23 protein-coding genes are annotated in these 24,324 nt (G+C 30.0%); 22 read left to right on the top strand and 1 reads right to left on the bottom strand.

The window, feature by feature from the left end:
- Positions 1 to 8: 8 nt before the first annotated feature.
- From mgtE to glyS, 6 genes are all read left to right on the top strand, one after another.
- Positions 9 to 1,388, top strand: coding sequence for a magnesium transporter (mgtE, locus tag ACTG46_RS13555; protein WP_054271046.1), 1,380 nt, complete (start codon positions 9 to 11; stop codon positions 1,386 to 1,388).
- 72 nt (positions 1,389 to 1,460) lie between these two features.
- On the top strand, positions 1,461 to 1,616 hold the full coding sequence (locus tag ACTG46_RS13550) for a YqzL family protein (protein ID WP_003416649.1): 156 nt from the start codon (positions 1,461 to 1,463) through the stop codon (positions 1,614 to 1,616).
- The gene (gene recO / locus ACTG46_RS13545) at positions 1,582 to 2,355 is read left to right on the top strand and encodes a DNA repair protein RecO (RefSeq protein ID WP_054271045.1); all 774 of its coding nucleotides are present in this window, start codon (positions 1,582 to 1,584) and stop codon (positions 2,353 to 2,355) included. Before ACTG46_RS13550 ends, recO begins: the two co-directional genes overlap by 35 nt.
- Entirely contained in the window at positions 2,348 to 2,947 is a 600-nt protein-coding gene (locus tag ACTG46_RS13540; RefSeq protein ID WP_021385335.1) for a DUF4342 domain-containing protein, read from the top strand. The genes recO and ACTG46_RS13540 overlap by 8 nt, the downstream gene beginning before the upstream one ends.
- 159 nt (positions 2,948 to 3,106) lie before the next feature.
- A complete protein-coding gene (glyQ, locus tag ACTG46_RS13535; protein ID WP_479923004.1) occupies positions 3,107 to 3,985 on the top strand; it encodes a glycine--tRNA ligase subunit alpha in 879 nt (292 codons plus the stop codon).
- On the top strand, positions 3,985 to 6,051 hold the full coding sequence (gene glyS / locus ACTG46_RS13530) for a glycine--tRNA ligase subunit beta (RefSeq protein WP_479923003.1): 2,067 nt from the start codon (positions 3,985 to 3,987) through the stop codon (positions 6,049 to 6,051). The genes glyQ and glyS overlap by 1 nt, the downstream gene beginning before the upstream one ends.
- A 72-nt stretch (positions 6,052 to 6,123) precedes the next feature.
- On the opposite strand, the gene ACTG46_RS13525 is transcribed toward glyS, so the two are convergent.
- Positions 6,124 to 7,671: a nitrite/sulfite reductase gene (locus ACTG46_RS13525; protein WP_479923002.1), complete on the bottom strand. Its 1,548-nt coding sequence runs from the start codon at positions 7,669 to 7,671 to the stop codon at positions 6,124 to 6,126.
- A 282-nt stretch (positions 7,672 to 7,953) separates the two neighbouring features.
- Between ACTG46_RS13525 and ACTG46_RS13520 the strand changes: the two genes are divergently transcribed.
- The 16 genes from ACTG46_RS13520 (at position 7,954) to ACTG46_RS13445 (ending at position 24,313) form a co-directional block, all read left to right on the top strand.
- Positions 7,954 to 8,721 (top strand): IclR family transcriptional regulator, encoded by a 768-nt coding sequence (locus tag ACTG46_RS13520; RefSeq protein WP_054271042.1) that lies wholly within the window; start codon positions 7,954 to 7,956, stop codon positions 8,719 to 8,721.
- A 286-nt stretch (positions 8,722 to 9,007) separates the two neighbouring features.
- On the top strand, positions 9,008 to 9,205 hold the full coding sequence (locus ACTG46_RS13515) for a 4Fe-4S binding protein (protein ID WP_003416663.1): 198 nt from the start codon (positions 9,008 to 9,010) through the stop codon (positions 9,203 to 9,205).
- A 29-nt stretch (positions 9,206 to 9,234) separates the two neighbouring features.
- Positions 9,235 to 10,311: a 3-methyl-2-oxobutanoate dehydrogenase subunit VorB gene (gene vorB / locus ACTG46_RS13510; protein ID WP_054271041.1), complete on the top strand. Its 1,077-nt coding sequence runs from the start codon at positions 9,235 to 9,237 to the stop codon at positions 10,309 to 10,311.
- A gap of 2 nt (positions 10,312 to 10,313) precedes the next feature.
- Positions 10,314 to 11,033, top strand: coding sequence for a thiamine pyrophosphate-dependent enzyme (locus ACTG46_RS13505; RefSeq protein WP_054271040.1), 720 nt, complete (start codon positions 10,314 to 10,316; stop codon positions 11,031 to 11,033).
- Between the two features lie 12 nt (positions 11,034 to 11,045).
- Complete coding sequence (locus ACTG46_RS13500) at positions 11,046 to 11,585, top strand: 2-oxoacid:acceptor oxidoreductase family protein (protein ID WP_054271039.1); 540 nt, start codon at positions 11,046 to 11,048, stop codon at positions 11,583 to 11,585.
- 156 nt (positions 11,586 to 11,741) lie between these two features.
- Entirely contained in the window at positions 11,742 to 12,800 is a 1,059-nt protein-coding gene (gene buk, locus ACTG46_RS13495; protein WP_054271038.1) for a butyrate kinase, read from the top strand.
- Between the two features lie 17 nt (positions 12,801 to 12,817).
- Complete coding sequence (locus tag ACTG46_RS13490; protein WP_054271037.1) at positions 12,818 to 13,711, top strand: bifunctional enoyl-CoA hydratase/phosphate acetyltransferase; 894 nt, start codon at positions 12,818 to 12,820, stop codon at positions 13,709 to 13,711.
- Positions 13,712 to 13,740: 29 nt separating this feature from the next.
- On the top strand, positions 13,741 to 14,949 hold the full coding sequence (locus tag ACTG46_RS13485; RefSeq protein ID WP_054277173.1) for an aminotransferase-like domain-containing protein: 1,209 nt from the start codon (positions 13,741 to 13,743) through the stop codon (positions 14,947 to 14,949).
- 23 nt (positions 14,950 to 14,972) lie between these two features.
- Positions 14,973 to 16,235, top strand: a complete 1,263-nt coding sequence (locus ACTG46_RS13480) for an MFS transporter (protein WP_054271035.1) — start codon at positions 14,973 to 14,975, stop codon at positions 16,233 to 16,235.
- Positions 16,236 to 16,810: 575 nt separating this feature from the next.
- Positions 16,811 to 18,274 (top strand): alanine/glycine:cation symporter family protein, encoded by a 1,464-nt coding sequence (locus ACTG46_RS13475; RefSeq protein WP_479923001.1) that lies wholly within the window; start codon positions 16,811 to 16,813, stop codon positions 18,272 to 18,274.
- A 401-nt stretch (positions 18,275 to 18,675) separates the two neighbouring features.
- A complete protein-coding gene (locus ACTG46_RS13470) occupies positions 18,676 to 19,815 on the top strand; it encodes a M20 family metallopeptidase (protein ID WP_223152818.1) in 1,140 nt (379 codons plus the stop codon).
- Between the two features lie 24 nt (positions 19,816 to 19,839).
- Positions 19,840 to 21,258: a YfcC family protein gene (locus ACTG46_RS13465; protein WP_407811533.1), complete on the top strand. Its 1,419-nt coding sequence runs from the start codon at positions 19,840 to 19,842 to the stop codon at positions 21,256 to 21,258.
- Positions 21,259 to 21,503: 245 nt separating this feature from the next.
- On the top strand, positions 21,504 to 21,911 hold the full coding sequence (locus ACTG46_RS13460; protein WP_054271031.1) for a MerR family transcriptional regulator: 408 nt from the start codon (positions 21,504 to 21,506) through the stop codon (positions 21,909 to 21,911).
- A 66-nt stretch (positions 21,912 to 21,977) separates the two neighbouring features.
- A complete protein-coding gene (locus ACTG46_RS13455) occupies positions 21,978 to 22,529 on the top strand; it encodes a flavin reductase family protein (protein WP_223152819.1) in 552 nt (183 codons plus the stop codon).
- A gap of 2 nt (positions 22,530 to 22,531) precedes the next feature.
- Complete coding sequence (locus ACTG46_RS13450; protein ID WP_479923000.1) at positions 22,532 to 23,023, top strand: flavodoxin; 492 nt, start codon at positions 22,532 to 22,534, stop codon at positions 23,021 to 23,023.
- Between the two features lie 171 nt (positions 23,024 to 23,194).
- Positions 23,195 to 24,313, top strand: coding sequence for a C45 family autoproteolytic acyltransferase/hydolase (locus ACTG46_RS13445; protein ID WP_479922999.1), 1,119 nt, complete (start codon positions 23,195 to 23,197; stop codon positions 24,311 to 24,313).
- Positions 24,314 to 24,324: the final 11 nt, after the last annotated feature.

Raw genomic sequence — 24,324 nt, 5'->3', positions numbered from 1 at the left:
TGGGTTATATGGATAGGAAACTGGATGCTTCCCAAGATTTATTATATGAAGTAAAATCATTAATTGCTAATAATAAAGTATTGGAGTTAAGAGAATTAATAGAGGAATATCATATAATTGATATATTCGATATAATGGAAAATTTAGAGGAAGACATGAAAATTCAATTATTTGAAGTACTTCCTTTAGATATGGCATCTTCTATATTAGAAGAAGGTAGTGTAGAGTTTTTTGTTAGTATTTTATCTAAGCTTGATGTAGAACACTCAAAAAATATACTTGAACTTATGTCTCTTGGAGATATGGCAGATAAATTAAGTGAGCTTGAAGAAGAAGAGAGAGAACATATAATAAATCTTTTGAATCAAGAAAATGCTGAGTATGTAAAAGAACTGTTATTCTATGATGAAGATTCTGCTGGTGGAACAATGACGACTGGATATATATCTATAAATAAAGACATGACAGCTCTTGAAGCTATAGACCATATGAGGGAAGAAGCTGAAGAAGCTGAAACTATTTATTATATATATGTGGTTGATGATGAAGAAAAACTAGTTGGAGTATTATCATTAAGAGAATTAATAATAGCAAGAGATGCAAATATAGTAGAAGAATTAATGAGTGAAAATATAATCTCTGTTTATGTAGATGAAGATAGAGAAGAAGCAGTAAGATTAGTATCTAAATACAACTTAATAGCAATTCCAGTAGTTGATAGACAAGAAAAATTAAAAGGAATAATAACAGTAGATGATATAATCGATGTAATGGAAGAAGAAGCAACAGAAGATATGTATAAATTTGCAGGAAGTTCAGAACATGAAAGAGAAGTTGCTGAAAAAGAAAATCCTACATTGAAAGAGCAAACAATATCAGCACTTAGAGGAAGATTACCTTGGTTAATTATTACATTAATAGGAGGATTATTAGCTTCCTTAATACTTTCTAACTTAGATTATATAATGAATCCTGTATATGCTCCATTAGTGTTTTTTATACCTGTAGTAATAGGTATGGGTGGAAATATTGGAACTCAATCATCATCTGTTACAGTAATAACACTATCTAATAAAGATTTAAATTTTAGTAATGTGGTAAGAGAAGGTATTGTAGGAATTATTACAGGTCTTTTATGTAGTATAATAACTGGTATTGTGATTTACTTTGTTATGAGAAAATTAGACATTGTACTAATTGTTTCAATATCATTATTTATAAATATGGTTTTAGGTGCAACAATAGGTGCATTTATGCCTGTTCTATTAAAAAAAATGGATGCAGACCCATCTACAGTTTCATCACCAATTATATCTACAGCTCTTGATATAACTGGTATAGCAGTTTACTTTATAATAACAACGGCATTATTGTCAAAAATTGTTTAATAACTTTATGTATGATTTATCCTCTTCTTACTAAAAATATAAGTATAAATGTAAGAAGGGGGTTTTTTAAAAATGAACAATATAAGTTGGGAAGTTTTTAAAAAAACAGGTAGTATAGATGCATATCTATATTTCTGTGATTGCAAAAACATACATGAAGAAATTGAAGAAGTAAGGGAGAAAAAAGAAGACGATGATAATCCTGAACACCCAGGGGATAGTACTTAAAGCTATAAGGTACAAGGAAAGTGACGTAATACTTACACTATTTACAAGAAAGCTTGGAAAAGTATCTGCAATAGCAAAAGGAGCTAAAAAAAATAAGAGCTCTTTACTTTCATCATCACAGTTATTTTCTTATAGCAATTTTACCTTAAAAAAACAAGGTAATATGTACAAGGTTACTCAAAGTGAAATAATAAAGAGTTTTTATAATATATCCTATGATATAGAAGCATTTTCTTATGCTACATATATTACAAAATTAGTTGAGAATTCTATACTTGAAAATCAGACTAATAATAGGCTATTTATATTACTTGCACAGACATTGTACTTGTATACACAGGAGAATACAGATAATAGGTTTATAACAGCAGCATTCGAGTTGAAATTTTTAGACTATATAGGATTTAAACCTATAGTAAATAAATGCATTAATTGTGAATGTAAAATTTTACAAAATTCTGTGTTTAATATCTATGAAGGTGGTATACTATGTAGTAAGTGTAGTAAACTTTTTGATAATAACATAAAATTAGACTTAACAACTATAAGTCTTATGGAATATGTATTAAAGAATGATATTTTAACATGTAGTAAAGCTAAAGTATCAAAATATATAACACATGAGCTTGAAAATATTCTAGACAAGTATTTGAAAGTTTATGTTGATAATATTAATTTTAAATCATTACACGTATTACAAAGTGTAAAAAACAATAAGGGAGTGGATAATGATGAGTAGTAATATAACTATTGAAATGGTTGATTCAGTCTTTGAAAGAGTTCCAGGAGCAACTTATGCAGAAGCAAAAGAAGCATTAGTAGTATGCAATGGAGACGTAATTGAGGCAGTAATATATTTAGAAAATAAAAAAAATACTTGTAATTGTAAAGCAAAATCTGCTAAAGAAACTATGGAAGAAGTGTTTGGTAAAGATGGAGAAAATATAAAACTTCAACTAAAAGAGCTTCTTAGAAAAAGTAGTGTAGTAAGAGTAATAGTTGAGAAAGATGGAAAAACTATGATGAACATTCCTTTAACAGTTGGAGTTGTTGGATTAGCTTTTGTTCCATTAGCTACTTTAGTAGGCTTATCAGCTGCTGTTATAAGTAAATATCGTATAAAAGTTCAAAATGAAGAAGATGGAGAAATCGTAGACTTAGGTGAGTTGAATGAAGAAAAACTTCATGTTTTGAAGAATATGATAACTAATGCTGCTAAAGATGTTAAGGATGTAGTGGTTGACAAAAAAGAAGATGATAAAGATGTAACTGCTGACCTTATGAAAGAAGAATTTGAAAAGAATAAAGAAGACGAAGACGAAAATAAATAGATATAAAGTGACTTTTAAAAAATGAAGAGAAGATAATTATAAGAATTATCACTAACATTGACAAATTTTATAGAATTTGATATTCTAAAAGTTGTAGAAGAACTATTAAAATAGCCTTTCGTGTAGACGAGAGGCTTTATTGTTATAGGAGGGATTTTTATGAATTTTCAAGAGATGATACTAGCGTTGCAAAAATACTGGTCAAAGCAAGGTTGTATCATGATGCAACCTTATGATATTGAAAAAGGTGCAGGAACTATGAATCCAAATACTTTTTTAAGATCACTAGGACCTGAGCCTTGGCAAGTATGTTATGTAGAACCTTCAAGAAGACCAGCAGATGGAAGATATGGTGAAAACCCAAACAGACTATATCAACATCATCAGTTCCAAGTTATATTAAAGCCATCTCCAGAGAATATACAAGAGTTGTATTTGGAAAGTTTAAAAGAAATTGGAATTGACCCAAGTGAGCATGATATAAGATTTGTTGAAGACAACTGGGAAGCTGCTACAGTTGGTGCATGGGGACTTGGATGGGAAGTTTGGCTAGATGGTATGGAAATAACACAATTTACGTATTTCCAACAAGTAGGTAATATTGAATGTGAGCTTGAGACAGGAGAAATTACATATGGATTAGAAAGATTAGCTATGTACATTCAAGAAGTTGATAGTGTTTATGATTTAAAATGGAATGATAAAATAACTTATGGTGAAGTATTTAATAAAGCTGAGTATGAAAACTCAATGTATGCGTTTGAATTATGTGATGCAGATATGCTTTTTAATCTGTTTGATATATATGAAAAAGAAGCATTAAGACTTATGGAAAAAGGACTTGTAATACCTTCATATGACTATGTATTAAAATGCTCTCATGCATTTAATACATTGGATGCAAGAGGCGCAATAGGTGTTAGTCAAAGAGCATCATTTATAGGTAGAGTTAGAAATATGGCAAAGACTGTTGCAGAAACTTTTGTAAAACAAAGAGAAGAAATGGGATTCCCTCTTTTAAAGGACGGTGACAAATAATGAAAAATTATCTTTTATTTGAAATCGGTGTTGAAGAAATGCCATCTAGATTTGTAGGCAGTACACTAGAACAATTAAAAAACAATCTTAACAAATTATTTGATGAAAATAGAATATCTTTTGACAAAATAAGTGCATATGGTACACCAAGAAGACTGACTTTGGTAGTTGAAGGATTGAGTGATAAACAGAGTGACTTAGAAGAAGAAATAAAAGGTCCTGCTAAAAAAATTGCTGTTGATGCGGAAAATAATTTAACAAAGCCAGCATTAGGATTTATAAAAAGCAAAGGATTAAGTGAGTCTGATATATACTTTAAACAAGTTGGTAAAGATGAATATATATTTGCAACTATAAAACAAGATGGAAAAGAGACTTCAGAAGTATTAAAAGATATATTACCAGAGACTATAAAATCTGTAGTATTCCCAAAAGCTATGCGTTGGGGAGGTAAAAATCTTAAATTTGCAAGACCTATAAGATGGATAGTTACATTGTTGAATGACAAGGTATTAGAGTTTGACTTAGAAGGAATAATATCTTCTAATATAACAAAAGGTCATAGATTCTTAGGAGAAAGTACAATAGAAGTAAATTCTATAGAAGACTATCTTGAAAAATTAGAAAAGAATTATATAGTTTTAGACCAAAATAAGAGAAAAGAAATTATAAGAAAACAATGTATAGAAGTTGCAAATTCTTTAGGTGGAGAAGTTGAATTTGATGAAGATTTACTTGAAGAAGTAACTTACTTAGTTGAGTATCCAACTGCTTTTTATGGAGAATTTGATACAGATTATATAAAATTACCAAAAGAAGTTGTTATAACTCCTATGAAACAACATCAAAGATATTTCCCAGTGCTTAAAGATGGAAAACTGCTACCTAACTTTATAGCTGTTAGAAATGGTGATTCTTACAGAATAGATAATGTTAAAGCTGGAAACGAAAAGGTTTTAGAAGCAAGACTTGCAGATGCTTTATTTTTCTATAGAGAAGATACTAAGAGAAACTTAGAAAGCTACATAGAAAAATTAAAAACTGTTGTATTCCAAGTAAAACTAGGAACTATTTATGATAAAACTTTAAGACTTGAAAAATTAAGTGCTGATATACTTGATAGTTTAGGTTTAGTAGATGAAAAGACAGACGCTATAAGAGCTGCTAAGTTATGTAAGGCAGATTTAGTTACTGGAATGGTAGGAGAATTTGACGAATTACAAGGTTTTATGGGAAAAGAATATGCAAAAGTTGGAGGAGAGAATGATGTTGTAAGCGAAGCTATTTTTGAACATTATCTTCCAAGATTTGCAGGAGATATACTTCCTAAAACTAATGCTGGGGTTGCATTATCAATAGCTGATAAGTTGGATTCAATAGCAGGTTTCTTTGCTATAGGGATACAACCGACAGGTTCTCAAGACCCATATGCTTTAAGAAGACAAGCTTTAGGTATACTTAGTATACTAATGGATAGAAAAGTTGCTGTAGATATAAAAGTGCTTATTGAACATGCTTTAGATAATTATTCTGACTTAGATTTTAATAAAGAAGAAGTTGTTGAACAAATAATGAATTTCTTCAATGAGAGAGTGAAAAATCTGTTTAAAGATTTAGGTATAAGATATGATGTTGTTGATGCTGTATTAAGTTCTGATATAAATGATGTTTCTGATATGCATATGAGAGCTTTAGAGCTTAATAATTGGTTAGAAAAAGATGAGTTAGTGGAAATGCTTACTGCATTTAATAGAGTTTCTACTTTAGCTCAAAAAGCAGATTGTGATAAAATTGACGAAATGTTATTAAAAGAAGATGCAGAAATCAAACTTTACAATGAGTTTAAACAAGTAAAAGTAAAAGTTAAGGAATTATTGAAAGATAAGAAATATGGTGTTGCTTTGGATGAATTTGCATCTTTAAGACCAGTAGTTGATAACTTATTTGATTCAGTTATGGTTATGGATAATGATGAAGCTATTAAGAATAATAGACTTGGTTTACTTAAACAAATATATGATACTATGTTAGAGATTTGTGATTTATCTAAAATAGTTTATAAATAAGAAAACTTAAATTACTTATAAAAAATGAGATAGCTTATAGCTATCTCATTTTTTATAAGCAAACATAATAAATTATATCTTATACTTATCAGTTATTTTATTTAAAATATCACTATTAGAATTTATCCACTCATAAAAATCTCCTGAAGAAACTTCAGATATTTTATAAAGTATTTCAGGAATATCACTAGCTTTAAAATCACCTATAGATTTTCCTAATTTAGTTTTGCCTATCTCAAAACTGCCTCCAACAAACAATTCAAATGCATCTGTAGATACACCATCAACACTCTTCTTTTTACCACATAAACCGATACTACCAACTTGATGAACACCACATGAATTTAAGCATCCTGATATATATAATTTAGGAGCTTTATTTAAAATTTCTTCATTATTTTGCAATCTAAAGTAATCTATGATTTCATGTAACATTTTCTGACTGTTTTGTATACCCATTTGACATATTGGAACACCTATACAGGAGATACTTTGTTCTAGTTGAGAATTACAACTAATAGTCTTACTTATTTCCAATATTTTTTTTGCTTCATTTCCATTTAAATTTAAGATGTATAATCCCTCTGTCATTCCTAGTCTAATCATAGGAGATTCAATAATGTCTAATTCTTGAAGTAAAATACTTAAATCCTTTGTCGATAAGATACCTCCAACAGGATGTATATATACAGTGTATAAACCATCTTGTTTTTGAGGTATCAATCTAGAATCCTGAATATCTATTTTAACACCAGGCTTTGAGTAATCTATTTCTTCAACATTGAGTTCAAGGTTACCTTTTTCTTTTTCTGCTTTATAATATTCTTTAAACTTCTCTAAAAATAACTTCTCACCAAGTGTTTCGACCATATATCTAACCCTAGCTTTATTTTTATTTTCATAATTACCATAAGCCATAAAAAACTTAATCATACCTTCAACACAGTATAGTGCATCTGTAGGTTTTATAAGTTCACCAAGCTCTAAAGCGACCTTAGGTTGTTTACCTAAACCTCCACCTAAGAAAACTCTAAAATATGGTTTACCATCTTTTAAAGTAGCCACAAATCCTAAATCTTGTATGCTACAATGAGCAGCATCTGTATAGCAACTAGAATAAGAAACCTTTAATTTTCTAGGTAAATTATATGTAGTAGCATTTTTGATAAAATATTTATCAGTAGCAACTGCATATGGAGTAACATCAAAGGCTTCATCAGGGTCAACTCCCGATAGTGGAGATAATCCTACATTTCTAGGATAATTACCACCACCACCTCTAGTAAAGATGTCGTTTTTTATTCCTTCTTCCATAACATCAACAATGGAGTCTATAGACAAATCATGTAGTTGTATAGCTTGTCTAGTTGTTAAGTGTATTTTATTTAAATCATTCTTAACAGCCATTTCGTAAATTTTATTAAGTTGATGTTTGGATAAAACTCCAGCAGATACTCTAAGCCTTATCATAAAAGACTTTTTGTCCCTTTGAGCATAAACTCCATATCCACCAGAAAAGCCTTTGTATTGCATTTTATTTATCTCTTCATTTAAGAACTTCAAAGAATATTCTTTAAAGTTGGGTAGTTCATTTAACAATCTTTTCTTAAAATTATCCATTGTCACACCTCGTTATTAGTCTTGTATAAAACTGAATCTATTGTATAATAGAGATATATATTATTATTATCTAGATAGGATGAAAATATAACAGTACAATATCATTAAGAGAAAAAATAAGGAAGACATAGCAAGTATTTTGTTTTTATTTTATAAAATAAGTATAATATTTTTGTTTTATAAAATATAATTAAGATAAATAGATAATTTTGTAATTTTAATATATAATATTTAGTAGAGTGTTGAAGTAGCACTTAATATTCGCAGGAGGAGTATTTGTATATGGGAGAAATAATAAATGCATTAGATAGAGCCCTAGACATAATTTTGCTATTGTATCATGAAAAGAGAGAAATGGGAATAACTGAAATAAGTAAAGCTATGGGAGTATATAAAAGTACTGTACATAGAACTTTAGTCACTCTTGAAAACAAGGGTTTTGTTATACAAAACACAGAAAATGGTAAGTATTGGCTAGGAATAAATTTATATGCAATAGGTATGGTTGTGGGAGAAAAAATGTCATTGAATGAAATAGTAAAACCATATACGAAAAAATTAAATCAAGAATTTAACGAAGTGGTTAATGTATCTATATTAGAAGAAAGAGCTCAAGATTCTCCAAGAAGTATAATAATACATAAAGAATATGGCTCAAATCAACTACTCTCAGTAAATCCATCAGTTGGCTCCAGTAGCGAATGTTATTGTTCAGCAGTTGGAAAATGTCTTATGGCATTTAATGATTCTATAGACTTTGAAAAATATAGAAAGACACCAATACACAAATACACAGAGCATACAATTGATAATTGGGATGATATGATGCTTTTTTTAGCAAAAATAAAAGAACAAGGATATGCCATAGATGATGAAGAATTAGAACATGGGCTAACTTGTATTGGAGCACCTATTTTAGATAAAGATAATAAAGCTATTGCAGCAATAAGTTTATCTGGTCCAACTATAAGAATGAGAGAAGGAGATTTTGAGTATAAAATTAAAAGAGTTATGGAAACTGCAAAAAGTATATCTGAGCTTTTTAGATAATTTTTTAATCGAAACAATAAAAAGAGGTTATATTTAAATTGTTATTTGTGAATATCAGTTTAAATGTGACCTCTTTTTATTTAATCAAAAATTAAATATTCTTAAAATTTAAAATGTTGTTGAAATATATAAGCGAATGTGTTATCTTTTAATTAAGCAATACAAAATAGAACGATGTTCTAAAGTATGGAACAATGCTGAAGCATATATAATGTCTATATAAAATATAAATATTATATATTTAAAATTAAGTAAAAAAATATTACATAAAGGGGAGATTTAAGAAATGGAAAAAGTCAAGTTGAGTGTTGAAAGATGTAAGGGGTGTTATCTTTGTATTGAAGCTTGTAAAAAAGATGCAATAAGTCTTTCTGATTACACAAATAAAAAAGGCTTTGTAACTATCAAAGTTGATGAAGAAAAATGCATTCAATGTGGCGCTTGTTATACAATGTGTCCTGATTTAGTATTTGAGATATTATAAACTATATTTTATTGGAGGGGAGAAAACGTATGCAGAGTTTATTAATTAAGGGAAATGAAGCTTTAGCAGAAGGTGCTATACGTGGTGGCTGTAGATTTTATGCAGGTTATCCAATAACACCACAATCAGAAATATTAGAAATGATGGCATGGAGACAAAAAGAAGTAGGAGGAGTATTTATTCAAGGTGAATCAGAAATAGCCAGTGTAAATATGGTTATGGGAGCAAGTGCACTTGGAGCAAGAGCTATGACTTCTTCATCTGGGCCAGGATTTTCATTAAAACAAGAAGGCATCGCATACTGGGTATCAGCTGGTTTGCCAGCAGTTGTAGCATGTGTACAAAGATATGGTATAGGTGATGGATTTATAGGAGCAGGTCAAGATAACTATTGGCAAGCTGTAAAAGGTGGAGGAAATGGAGATTATCATTTAATTGTATTGGCACCTAATAGTGTTCAAGAAAATATGGATATGGCATATGAGTCTTTTGAATTAGCTGAGAAATATATGCATCCAGTGCTTATACTTTCTGATGCTACAATAGGTCAAATGGTAGAGCCTTGTATAGCCCCACCAATGAAAGAGTATGATAAGGATAAAGCTCCATGGGCAGCAAAAGGAACTCCTGTAGGAGAAAAAAATAAAGTTATAACTGATATAACATATTTTGAAGACCAAGATACATGGCAAAAAGGTTATATAGAAAAAATGAGAAAAGTTCAAGAAAATGAACAAAGATGGGAAGAAATAGAGATAGAAGATGCTGATGTAGTATTTGTAGCATATGGGATTTCATCAAGAATAGCAGAAGGTGCAGTTAGAGATGCTAGAGCAAAAGGAATAAAATTAGGATTAATAAGACCAAAAACATTGTGGCCTTACCCAAGAAAAGCATTTAAAAAATTGAATGATTCACTAAAAGGTCTTGTAACAGTTGAAATGAACATGATGGCACAAATGAAGGAAGATGTAATTATAGCATGTGATAATAGATTCCCAGTATATTCAGTAGCAACAGCTCAATATATGGCAGAAGTAAATCAATTGATAGATTTTGCTCAACAGATTATAGATGGAAAAGCTAAGCAAGAGGAGGTATTTTAATTATGGCTAAGAAAGCACCAGCAATAATGATGTGTGAAAATATGTTCTGTGGAGGCTGTGGACACTCTATAGTCGATAGAATTATTGGAGAAGTATTAACAGAAATGGATATATGTCAAGATACAATTATATGTTCAGATATAGGTTGTAATCATATGTTTCAATTTAGTATGAATGTAGATGTTGTCGTTCCACCACATGGTAAAATGGGCGCAGCAATGGCAGCTATGAAAAGAGTTAGACCAGATAAATATATATTTACAATAGCTGGAGATGGTGGAGCTTATGCGATAGGGCTTGGGGAAACTATGTCAGCTGCTACTAGAAATGATAATGTTATATTCCTTGTTATGAACAATAATATGTTTGCAATGACAGGTGGTCAAATGGCTCCAACTACTATAGAAGGTCAATATACAGCTTCTACTCCAAATGGTAGAAATTACGCAGATCATGGTTCAACATTTGATGTTGTAAAAGTTATGGGTAATTTGGATATAGCGTATCTAGCAAGAGGAACAATAACTAACCCTAAAGAAATAAATACAACAAAAAGATACATCAAAAAAGCACTAGAAAAACAAAAAGAAAATAAAGGTTTTTGTTTAATAGAAGTACTTGTACCATGCCCAACAAACTGGGGGTTAAAGCCAGTAGATGCTATGAAGAGAATCGAAAATGAACTTGTTCCAAAGTATCCACTTGGAGAATTTATTGATTAGGGAGGAAATGATATGTTAAATGAAATCATATGTGCTGGTTTTGGAGGACAGGGAGTTCTTACAGCAGGAAAAATTATAATGTATGTTGCATATAAAGCAGATAAGAAAATTACATGGTTCCCATCTTACGGAAATGAGATGAGGGGAGGAAGTGCAAATTGTAATGTTGTTGTAAGCGACGAGAAAATTGCAAATCCTTGTGTAAAAAATCCAGATATATTATTAGGAATGAATAGTGTATCAGTAGATAAGTATGAAAGTTTAATGAAAGAAAATGGTTATATGTTTGTCAATGAATCACTAGTAAGTAAGGATAGAAAATATAGAGAAGATATAAATGTTATAAAAGCACCTGTTACTGAAATTGCACAAAATTTAGGTAATGAAAAAGCCGCTAATATTTGTATGTTAGGTGTTATGGTAAAAAATTTAGATTTATTTACAAAGGAAGAATTTGAAAAGGGTATGTGTGAATACTTTGAAAATCAAGGAAAAGGTAAGTTTAATGCCAAAAACATAGAAGCATTTGAAGCGGGGTATGATTATAAGTGAATATTTTAAATATTTAAAATAATTATTGAAATACTTATTTTTATATGTTAGTATTTAATTAATAAAATATAGAACGTCGTTCTGAGTAGTAGGACGTAACTTTTTAAAACGAAATATCAGAACGATGTTCTACATAGTGAAACTGGGGGTGTTAAATTGAAAGTTTTAGTAATAAATCCTGGTGGTACATCTACAAAGATTTCTGTTTTCCAAGATGAAAATGAAGTTTTGAAAAAAAATATAACTCATACAAGAGAGGATTTAAAAAAATTTTCTAAAGTATTTGATGAATATGACTATAGAAAACAATTAATAGTGGATATCTTAAGTAGTGAGAATCATAGTATAAATTCTTTTGATGCAGTAGTTGGACGTGGTGGACTTATGAAAGCTATAAAAGGCGGCACTTATACTGTTAGTGAAGAAATGATTGAGGATATGAGAAATGAGATAAATGGAGAACATGCCTCTAATCTAGGTGCATTATTGGCTAAGACTATAGCAGATGAAATAGGAGTACAATCATTTGTAGTAGATCCAGTTTCTGTAGATGAGTTTGATGATGTATCAAGGATTACAGGAATTTCAGACATAGAAAAAGCTAGTTGGTTACATGCATTAAACCATAAAGCTGTTTCAAGAAAAATTGCACAAAAACTAGGTGGAAAATACGAGGATTATAACTTTATTGTAGCCCATCTAGGTTCAGGGATATCAATTGTAGCACATAAACGAGGGAAAATGATTGATGGAAGTGGTGGAAGGTCTGATGGTCCATTTTCTCCAGAAAGAAGTGGTGGATTACTTGCATATCCTCTTGTAGAATTGTGTTACTCTGGAAAATATACTCATGATGAAATGGTCGCAAAAGTAAGTTCAATTGGAGGAATGTACGATTACTTAGGAACTAAGGATATGATAGAAATTGAGAATAGAATTAATGATGGTGATAAAAAGGCAAAACTTATAATGGATGCATTTATTTATCAAATAGCAAAAGAAATATCTATGTATGGAGCTTCACTTTCAGGGAATGTAGATAGAATTATTTTAACTGGGGGGATATCACATTCGGAAATGGTAGTTAAAGGAGTAATAGAAAAAGTTTCATATTTGGCACCAGTAGAAACAGTTCCAGGAGAAATGGAAATGGAAGCACTTGCTCTTGGAGCACTTAGAGTACTTAAAGGAGAAGAAATAGCAAAAACTTATTAATATTTAGGAGAGAGAGTATGTTAAAAGATTTTAATAATTTATTAGAAGAGGCTAAAAAGCTTGAACCTGTTATTGTAAGTGTTGCTGTTGCAGAAGATAAAGAAGTATTAAAGGCTGTAAAATCAGCAACAGATTTAAATATTATAAAGCCAATTCTTGTAGGAGACAAGGATAAAATAGAAAATATATCAAAAGAAATTGGATTAAAAGGTCACGAAATAATAGGATGTCAAAATCCTGATGAATCAGTTAAAAAAGCTGTAGAGATAGTTAAGAATAAAGAGGCTAAAGTTCTTATGAAGGGATTAGTTAATACGAGTGTCTATATGAGAGCTATATTAAATAAAGAAACAGGTCTTAGAACAGGGAGATTATTGAGTTTACTTGCAGTATATGAATTACCTCAATATCACAAACTTCTTTATTGCACTGATAGTGGTATAAATGTATCACCAAATTTAAATCAAAAAAAAGATATAATGATAAATGCACTTCTTACTATGAAGAGTATAGGCATGGAAAATCCTAAAACTGCTATACTTACTGCAAATGAAATGGTAGATCATAAAATACAATCTACAGTAGATGCAAACCTACTTGTAGAAATGGAAAAATCAGGAGAAATACCAAAGTGTATAGCAGAAGGTCCGATAGCATTTGATGTGGCATTTGATGCACATGCAGCAGAACATAAAGGTATTAAAAGTAATATAGCTGGTGATGTTGATTTGCTAGTATTTCCAAATATAGAAGCAGGGAATATATTAGGAAAATCATGGCTTAGATTTAATCAAGCCAAGTGGGCTGGTATAGTTTTAGGAGCAACAAATCCAATAATTTTAGGTTCACGTTCTGATACAGCTGAAATTAAAATAAATTCAATAGCATTAGCATGCTTAGCGTCACAATAAGAAATTATTATTAAGGAGGAGAAAGTATTATGAAATATGCAAAAAGAATGGATATGGTAAAAGCTTCAGCTATAAGAGCTTCTCAAAAGAAAATAGCTCAGAAGGTGGCAAGTGGTGGTACTGTTATATCTTTTGCTGCAGGACTTCCTGACCCAAACTTATTTCCAATAGAAGAGATAAGTGAAGTAACTCAAAAAGTACTTAGTGAAAGAGGCAAATTTGCTTTAGCATATGGACCTACTAAAGGTGAAGATGAGTTATTGGAGTTATTAGTAAAAAGAATGAAGGAAGAAGAAAATATTGATACAAAAGCAGAAAATATCATAATAACTACTGGCTCACAACAAGGTATATCTCTTAGTGCTATGATTTTATTAGAAAAAGGAGACATAGTAGTTACAGAAAATCCAAGTTACTTAGGTGCAATAAATGCATTTAGACCTTATGAATGTGATTTTTTAGGAGTAGATACTGATGATGAAGGAATGGTAACAGATGATTTGGATAAATTATTATCTGAAAATTCTAACATAAAGGTAATCTATGTAATACCAACATTTCAAAATCCTACAGGAAAAACATGGTCTTTACAAAGAAGAAAAGATTTTATGGAAGTCGTGAATAAATATGATGTCATAGTAATAGAAGATAATCCTTATGGAGAAATAAGATTTACACCAGAGCCTCTACCTACACTTAAATCTCTTGATACTAAAGATAAAGTATTATACTTAGGTTCATTTTCAAAAGTATTATGTCCAGGGTTTAGAGTTGCTTGGATGTGTGGTAATGTAGACATCATAGATAAAGCAGAACTTTTAAAACAAGGTATAGATTTACAATCAAATCAATTTTCTCAAGTACAAGTAATAGAATTCTTAAAGAAATATAATTTAAATGAACATATAGAAAAAATAAGAGCTGAGTACAAAAAAAGATGTTTATTGATGTTAGATGCTATGAAAAAACATTTTCCAGAAGAAGCTAAATATACAGAGCCAGATGGAGGAATGTTTATATGGGTTGAGCTTCCTGAAAACATAAATGTAGATGATTTATTAGACAAAGCTATTGATGCTGGAGTTGCATACGTTTCTGGAGAGTCATTCTTTGCAAATAATGGACCAAAGAACACTATGAGACTTAACTATACAACTATGTCAGAAGAACAAATAGTTAATGGAATTCAAATACTTGCAGAAGTTATAAAAAAAGAACTCAATTATGCTTGTGAATAAATATAAAAAGTGAGGGCTTAAATATGGGAGAAAAAGGGAACGGTATAAAGTTTGGAAAGTTAATGTTTCAACTTGTTATTATAGCAATATCTTGGGAATTAGTTTATATTATACCATTTATCCAATATACATTATATGATCCAATCTTAAAAGCATTAGAGTGTACAAATACTCAACTAGGTTTTCTACTTACGATTTATGGATTAGGGAATATATTTGGAGCTCCTATAGGGGGTTGGTTAGCAGATAGATTTGATTATAGAAAGATAATTTTAGGTTCTATATTTCTTAATGGATTAGTATCATTTGCATTTGCATTTAACATGAACTATCCGTTTGCAGTTGCAACTTGGGTAGGTTGTGCAATCACATCATTAGTTATGAACTATCCTTCTATGGTAAAAATACTTAGAGTTATAGGAAAAGATAATCAAGGTAAAGTTTATGGATTCAATGAAGCTATGGTTGGAGTTTCTGGCGTAGTAATGGGAGCAATATTCTTATATATTTATACATGCTTTTCAACTCCTGTATTGGGTATGAGATGGGTAATGATATCTTTAGGAATATTATCAATAGTAATGTGTCCAGTATTATGGTTTGTAATTAAAGATGTAGATATCAGAGAAGACAAAGAAGAAGAAGCAAGTGAAAAAATGTCTGCTGGTGATTTTATGACAGTACTAAAATCACCAAACACTTGGCTAGTAGGAATAAGCATATTCTGTGTATATTCATTCACAGTTACAATGTCTTATTTTACACCATATATAACATCAGTACTTGGAGGTTCTGTGGCATTGTCTGGGGCATTAGCAATAATAAGACAACATGGTCTAAAATTGTTTGGAGCACCATTTGGAGGATATTGTGCAGATAAAGTAAAATCACCTACAAAAGTACTACTACCAATATATGTATTTGGTATAGCAGTAATAGTTTTATTCCTAGTATTACCTGCATCTACTCCAATGACTATATTTATAGCTTTGACATTTGTAGTAGGCATATTAGGTTACATGGGAAAAGGTATATACTATGCAGTTCAAGATGAAGTAAAAGTTCCAGTTAAATATTCAGCAACTACTATAGGTATAGCTGCAGCTTTAGGATTTTCACCAGATGTATTCCAATTTGCATTAATAGGACACTGGATAGATACTTATGGTAATAAAGGTTACACATATACATTTATATTCCAGATAGCAATTCTAATAATTGGTATACTATCTTGTTTATATATATTAAAAGTTAAGAAGAAAAGAGAAAGTAAGTTAGAAGCATAAATATTGTAAAAATACCAAATTATTAAGTTTTATAGCAATACTTAAAATTTAAAGTGCAACACACCAAAATGTTATCAAGTTTTCTAGGTTTTAGTATAAAGTTACCCCTAAAGGTCTGGAATTGAGTAGCAATTATCATCTATTTATATATTTACATAAACCTATTTAATTTAAATTAAAAGAATTTCAAAAATAGGTGGTAATTGTACTCAATTTTACACCTCATAATAAATACGAAAATTTAAAATCTAACTATATACTATTCAATTATATATTAATAATTGTATATGGTACTATTTATATAGTAACAGTTTCAGGCTTTTCATTACATGTATTCCAATTTATATTGTTTGATTATTTGTCAAATACATATCGTTAAAAAGTTTATAAATTTACGTTTATATATCGATTAATATTCTTTGTTTTAGAAATAGATACTTATAGTTTTTGGATTAAAAATAATATAAATAGAAGATAGATTTTTTAGATATATTTAGTTGAAGATTATATAGAATGTTGAAACATAGCTATTTAAATTATTGTCTATAAATATAAAATGAATGGTGGTGAGTTAAGTGACCGATTTAGTTAACACCATTAATGGAATTGTTTGGTCACCTGTATTAGTTGCAATGTGTTTGTGTATAGGATTATATTTTTCAATGAAATTAAGATTTTTTCAAATAAAAGATGTAAAAGAAATGTTTACTCTTTTGCTTGAAGGAGATAGTTCTCATGTTGGAATATCTTCTTTCCAAGGTTTTGCTACATCTATGGCAGGAAGGATAGGAACTGGAAATATAGCTGGTGTAGCTGTAGCGATAGCAATGGGAGGACCAGGAGCATTAGTGTGGATGTGCATAATGGCTACATTAGGGTCGGCAACTGCATTTGTAGAATCTACTTTAGCTCAGATATATAAAGATGAGCATGATGGACAGTACAGAGGAGGTCCTCCATATTACTTTGAAAAAGGTCTTGGTTGGAAAAAATGTTCAATTTTATTTTCAGTGGTTGCAATCATAAGTTATACATTTTTTATGCCTGGCACACAATCAAATACTCTATATCTAGCAATGAATCAAGCATTTGGATTTTCAAAAATGACAATAGCAGTTACATCTTCTATTGCACTAGGTATAATAATTTTTGGAGGAATTAAAAGAATTGGTTTATTTGCTGAGAAAGTAGTACCTATAATGGGTGGAGCATATCTTATTATGACATTGGTAATAATCATAGCAAATATAAATCTAGTTCCAGGAGCTATTATTACAATGTTTAAATCTGCATTTGGATTTGGTTCGGTTTTTGGAGGGATGTTAGGTTCAGCAATATCTTGGGGAGTAAAAAGAGGTATATACTCAAATGAAGCGGGAGAAGGTTCTGGAACTTATGGTGCAGCAGCAGCAGAAGTGAGTCATCCAGCCAAACAAGGATTAGTCCAAGCTTTTTCTGTTTATGTAGACACACTATTAATATGTATGGCTACAGGTATTATGATTATAATAACAGGAATGTATAATGTTACAGATGTTTACACAACATTACCAGGTGTAGAACCAGGTCCACAATATGTACAGAGTGCAATAAATACATTACATCCTCAATTAGGTGATATTTTTATAGCAATAGTTTTACTACTATTTACATTTACAACATTATTAGCCTTCTCATACATGATGGAGACCAACGTATCTTACTTAGTGACTAGAATTAAGGCAGAAAAACATGAAAAGCACATAATTAATGTCTGTAGATTTATGCTTATAATATGTGCAGCAATGTGTTGCTTTATAGAACCACTTACAAGTTGGGCACTTGGTGATATATGTATAGGTGTATTAACATATATAAACTTAGTTGGTATATTTACACTAAAAAAACCAGCTATAAAAGCATATTACGATTATCAAAGGCAGAAAAAGATGGGAGTAAAAAGGAGCGATAGAACTTTTAATCCTATAGAATTAGATATAAAAAATGCTGAATTTTGGGAAAGTAAATACATAAAAGAAAATAAACATGAGTTAAATTAAAGATATTTTACAGAGTCCTATACATGTTTTATTTAATTATTTATAATAAAAATTAAATATGAACTTAATATTATGCATGCGAGAAAAACTGAAATTTAAAGTAAATCTATTTAAACTTTTAAATTATTGAAGATTACTTTATGAATTTGAAATATAGAGTATTTATATTTAAAACTGTTATTTTGGATAGTAGTATATAGTAAGATTATTTATTTTAATAGATAGAAAGATATTTGGATATTCATTGTGTGATTAGATTTTACAGTAGTATTATCATTAAATTTTATAAGAAATCTAATAATATTGTTACTGCAGATAGATTATAAGTTCAATATAGTAAATCAAAGTTTATAATAGGATACAAGAATTAATAAATAAATTTAGTGGGAGGTAAGATTGATATGAAAGAAAAAATAACACAAGTGGCGGATTTAAAGAAAGAAAAAATTTTAGGTCTATGTCAATCTTTATATGATGAGCCAGAGATTGCCTTACAAGAATACAAGTCTGCTAAAAAAATAGCAGAATTTCTAAGAGAAGAAGGTTTTGAGGTTGAGGAAAACTTGGCAGGTATGGCAACAGCTTTCAAAGCAACTAAGAAAAATGGCGATGGTCCAAGAATAGCATTTATAGCAGAATACGATGCTCTTCCAGGCAATGGTCATGCATGTGGCCATCATTTGATAGCTTCCATGGGAGTTGGAGCTGGAATAGCTCTTGCAAGTATACTAGATACTTACAAAGGAGAGGTAAGTATAATTGGGACACCAGCTGAAGAAACTGGAGATGGAAAACCTTACTTAATAGAACATGGAGTATTTGATGGATATGATGCAGCAATGATGATACATCCAAATTCAAAAACATGTGTAACGCCAGAAATTATAGCAATAGGGGGATTAGATTTCATATTTACTGGAAAAGCATCTCATGCAGGAGCTAAGCCATATAATGGAATAAATGCTTTGGATGCAGTAGTATTATTATATAATAATGTGAATGCATTGAGACAACAATTGGTAGATGGAACTAGAATACATGGTATCATACTAGAAGCAGGAACTGCTGCAAATGTAATACCTGACATGGGAAAAGTAAGACTAGAAATACGAGCAAAAGAGCAAGACTACTTTGATGAGGTAGTTGAAAAAGTAAAAAATTGTGCTAGAGGAGCTGCAATAGCTACTGGCTGTGAACTTGAGTTTTACCATTTTGAGCCAACTTGCCAAGGTTTAAATGCGAACAAGGTTTTGACAGGTATCTTTACAAATATTATGGAGGAATTTGGTATATATAATGACGATGAGCAAGTATTATTAGGTTCAACAGATATGGGAAATCTAAGTCAAATGATACCATGTATACACCCTTTAATGAAATTCTCAGAAAATTGCGAAGAGCTACATACAAAGGAATTTTTGAAAGCTTCTATGAATCCATATGCAAAAAACAGAGTGATTGATGGTATAAAGATATTAGCTTTAACAGGCTTTAGTTTATTTGAAAACCCAGACTTAATTAAAAAGATGAAAGAAGAGTAGACTTTAGATAAAGGGGATTTTGCTATGACTAATAAAACTGAAGGCAAAAAGAGAAAATTATCATTCCCAGATGCATATGTTTTGATGATAGGTCTCATAATATTTGCAGCTATAATGACCTATATTGTTCCTTCTGGAACATATAATAGAGTTGAAGATTTAACTACTGGAAATATGCTTGTGCAAGCAGGAAGTTTTAAATATGGAGAACAACATCCAGTCAGTATAATGGATGTATTTAGAGCTATACCAAGTGGGCTTGGGAAAAATTCTGTAACAGTTTTCTTTGTACTTATTATTGGAGGTGCATTTGGTATAGTAAATTCTACTGGCTCACTAGATGCTTTGATTGGAAGAGTTATTTCTAAAAGTCAGGGAAGCAAAAAAGGCGAGATTATAATTACATGTTTAGTATTGACTTTTGGCTTAGCTGGTGGAGTGGTAGGTATGTATGAAGAATGTATTGCATTCTTGCCTATATTAATGACTCTGTGTATTGCTTTAGGGTATGATGCTTTAGTTGCTGCAGGTATTTTACTTCTAGGGCTTGCATCGGGTTATGGTTCGGCTACTATTAATCCTTTTACTGTAGGATTGGCGCAAGGTATTTCTGGATTGCCACTTTTTTCAGGAATGTGGTTTAGATGGATATTTTGGATTTGCACCATGATTTTACTTTCAACATACATAATTTTTTATTGTAAAAAAATAAAAAAAGACCCAAGCAAAAGTTTAGTAGCAGATATTGATTATAGTCATTGGCAATTAGATAAGTCTTCCATTAAAGAAAAATTGTCTGCTGGAAATATAAGAGTATTAGTTACATTCTTTGGTGGTATACTTGCTTTGATGATATTGATTGTAAAATTTTCTTTGAGTATGTCAGACTTATCAGCTTATTTCTTTGCTTTAGGAATCTTATGTGGAGTAGTCTATGGAATTAGCCCAAATAAAATTGCTTCTGGATTCGTGAAAGGTATGCAAGAAATGGTCTATCCAGCTATTTTGATAGGATTTGCATCTAGTATAGTAGTTATATTAGAACAGGGAGTAATTTTAGATTCAATAGTTCATGGATTGTCATTGGTGTTGAATTATGTTCCTAGAATTTTTAGCGGTGGAGTAATGATGATTATGCAGTCTGTAATTAATTTCTTTATACCTTCAGGCACTGGTCAAGCTATGGTAACAATGCCCCTTATGGCTCCACTTGCAGATGTTATAGGTATACCTAGACAGGTTGCAGTGTTAGCTTACCAAATGGGTGATGGATTTGCAAATGGAATAGTTCCAACACTTGGAGTTCTTATGGCTGGAATATCTATTGCTCATGTACCTTATACAAGATGGTTTAAATTTGCATCAAAGATAATACTTATGGAGTTAGCTTTAGGGTTTATATTTTTGATGATTGCAGTGCAGATTAATTTAGGTCCTTTTTAAAAAGTTAAAAATATATTTATATAGTTTTAAACTAATATATATTATGATTAAACATATTAAATTAAATTATTTATAATATAGCAAATTACATTTAAATATAGTTTCTAAAACAAAAGGTGAACTCTGTGTAGTTCACCTTTTTAATTTAATTTTCTAATTTGTAAAAAAGTTTTAAAAAAGGCTTGACTTGAAGTTAACTTAAGGTTGTATATTAAAAAAAGATACTTATAAGGAGTGTGATGCTTATGACAATTAAAGAAGCTTCAAAACGTACTGGAATATCAGTAGATAATTTACGTTATTATGAAAGGATAGGATTAATACCACCTATTCCTAAAAATAAGTCTGGAATTCGTGATTATGATGAACGTGCTATTCACTGGATTGAGTTTGTTATGAAGTTTAAGAAAGCAGGAGCTTCTTTAGAAGCTATTATTGAATATGTACGACTTGCATGTTCTGATGATGATACAAAAGAAGTACGTAGAGAAATATTGGTAGAAGTAAAGGAAGATTTGACTACACAGATTAATAAACTTCGAGAATGTTTAGATGTTGTTGAGTATAAAATTGAAAATTACTATAACCTATGTGACCCTGTAACACAAAAAATGGTTAGGGAATGGAAAGAAAAGCACGAATATAAAAAATAATATTTGACCTTAAGTTTGCTTAAGGGAATACAATATAAGAAAATAAAAGAAAAGAGGTAATTATATATGAAAAAGGATTTAGGTTCTATAATAGGATTATATCCTACACCATTGGTAGTTGTTGGAGTAGTAATTGATGAAAGCCCTAACTGGATGTTAGTAGGACATTTAGGTATTATTGGGCATGACCATATTATGATAAGTTTAGCAAAATCACATTATACAAATAAAGGAATTAGAGAAAGTAAAGTACTCTCTGTAAATGTTGTAGATGAGTCTATGTTGTCAAAAGCAGATTATGTTGGTTGTGTAAGTGGAAGTAAAATTGATAAATCAAAAGTATTTGAATACGAAATAGGTGATGAAGGAGCTCCACTAATAAAAGAATCAAAACTAAACATGGAATGTTATGTGGATGATATTTATGAAACAAAGGGATTTGAAAGTTTTATATTAAAAATAAGCCATACATATGCAGATGAAGAAATTTTAAATGAAGAAAACAAAATTGATTATGAAAAACTAAAACCAATTTTATTTGAAATGCCTGGTTATACATATTTAAAAACAGGAAATACAGTTGCTAAATGTATGACATTGAAAAATAAGGGGGAATAGATATGAGTAAAAAAAATATTGTATTATACTTTTCAAGTTCGTCAAACACTAAAAGAATTGCAGAAATTATTCAAAAGTATACATTTGCTGATATACAAGAGATATTTACAGAAACACCATACACAAAGGATTATAATGCACTAGTGAAACAAGCTCAACAAGAGATACAGAAGGGGATTATGCCTAGTATTAAAAAAATATCATATGATTTAAGTGATTATGATACTATTTTTTTAGGGACACCTAATTGGTGGAGTACAATTGCACCACCTATAGCAACTTTACTTAACCAGAATAATTTAAGTGGAAAAAATATTATACCTTTTATTACTCATGGAGGTGGTGGAAAAGGTCATGCTGATAAAGACATAAAAAAATTATGTCCTAATTCAAAAGTTTTAGATATATTTGATATTTATGGAAATGGAGGAAATGGCGCAGAAGAAAAAATTATTTCATGGCTTAAAAGAATAAATATGCATGAACAAAAGTAATATTTTAAGTTTGGACACTTAATTTATATAATAGGCACTTAAATAATCCTATATAAATCTAGTACATATTAGATTTTTTAGATTTACAAACTTATTATAGCAAAAAATATCATGAAAGGTTGTAGCCCTAATGATAAAATCAAGTACAAGAGATATATAGGAGGAAATAATATGGAGACTTTAAAAGTAAGAACTCACGAATTATGTGGCACAAACTATGAAATAGGATATGAGTTAGGAAAATCAATTGTAAATATACCAGAGTTGATATGTGAACAAACTAATAAATCTAATGTTGTAACTAAAGAAGAAGAAAACTATATGGTAGAGTTATTTGACAAATATTGCCCAGGACTTAATGAAGAATTACAAGGTTTTGCTGATGCCATTCAAGTAGATAGTAGTCAACTTTTATACTATACTATGACCTATCTTAGACCAGGTTGCAGTCAAGTTGCTTTAACACCAGAATTAACTGAAAATGGGCATGTTCTCTTTGCTCGTAATTTTGATTTCTCACACCATATGGAAGATTTTGCTTTATGTAAAACTAAGGTGGTTGGTAAATATGTACACATTGGAACTACAGTAATGCAGTTTGGAAGAACTGAAGGTATGAATGAATGTGGTTTGGGTGTAAGTCAAACATCTTGTGGTTATCCAGTAGGAGCTCAAGAGGGTATGAGAAAACCTAAAATTGTAGGTTTACAGTTTTGGGCCGTTATTAGATATTTATTAGAAAATTGCAAAGATGTAGAGGAGGCATTAGGATATATAGAAGATATGCCTATTGCATATAACATTAATCTATTACTTGCAGATAAGTCTGGAAATATGGTACTTGTAGAAACTCTAGATGGAAAAAAAGAGATAAAGAAAATAAATGAATTTGGAAATAAGAGAGAATATTTTCTTCACTCTACAAATCATATTCATATTAATAAACTTCATAAATTAGAACCACAGTCTATGAATAATTCTATTCATAGATATAATTTAATTAAAGAATACATAGATAATTCTAAAAAAATTAGTGAGAAGGATTTAATGAATTTCTTATCCTTAAAATATCCATATGGATTATCTTGTAATTATTACAACGATTTTTTTGGAACTTTAAAAAGTATAGTTATGGACTTAAATACAGGAACGTTTAACATATTATGGGGTGGATTAGAAAGTAATATATGGAATAAATACTATCTGAATGACAATATTAAATCTACAACACAGTTAATAAATATAGATATTGAAAAAGCACCTTCTGGTTTTTTTGAATTGATTGAGTAAAAAATACCTTT

Source organism: Clostridioides sp. LIBA-7678 (assembly GCF_056716065.1).
The sequence above is the reverse complement of the archived record's forward strand: the minus strand, read 5'-3'. Positions and strand labels throughout refer to the sequence as shown.